Below are 507 nucleotides of genomic sequence, written 5' to 3'. Positions count from 1 at the left end.
CGCAGGCCGCTTGCCGCGCCCCGAGGGCGTCAGCTGCGCACGCAGGTTTGCATTCGGGGCGAATACGCCGTGGAAGCGGGTGAGATGCGCGCGAGGTGGCGGGACCAGTGCCGCCAGCTTGGCGATGAAGTCCACCGCATCCCATTCGACATGCGTGGTCCCATTTCGCCACGGCGTCTTGAGCTGATACCGCACCCTACCCTGCGGTGAGATCGACAGCCGCTTCTCGCTGATCGCCGGGCGCGTGATGTAGCGGCACAGCTTTTCGAGCTTGTGGCTTTCGTGTGCTTCCGCGGCCACGCCGGCATGCAGCGAGAAGCCGCCGACCTTGCCGGCATCGCCCTCCAGCGAGCCTGCGTCACCGGGCAATGTTTGCAGCGTGACGACCTTGCGGCCAGCGTCGCGACCGGTGGCGATGCGGTAGGTCATCGAACTCATCCGCAGCCCATCCATGCCGTCGTCGCTACCCGCGCTGTCGGACAGGAACACGGATTCGTCTTCGCCTTC

Annotated in this window: 1 protein-coding gene; it reads right to left on the bottom strand. The window is 66.3% G+C overall.

Going from position 1 to position 507, the window contains the following annotated elements; genetic code table 11:
* Window positions 1-507, bottom strand: a 507-nt coding sequence (locus Tfont_RS14440) for a transposase (protein ID WP_185974554.1), incomplete at both ends; no start/stop codon positions are given.

Origin of the sequence: Tepidimonas fonticaldi, assembly GCF_007556755.1 — a bacterium.
Classification (GTDB): domain Bacteria; phylum Pseudomonadota; class Gammaproteobacteria; order Burkholderiales; family Burkholderiaceae_C; genus Tepidimonas; species Tepidimonas fonticaldi.
The sequence above is the reverse complement of the archived record's forward strand: the minus strand, read 5'-3'. Positions and strand labels throughout refer to the sequence as shown.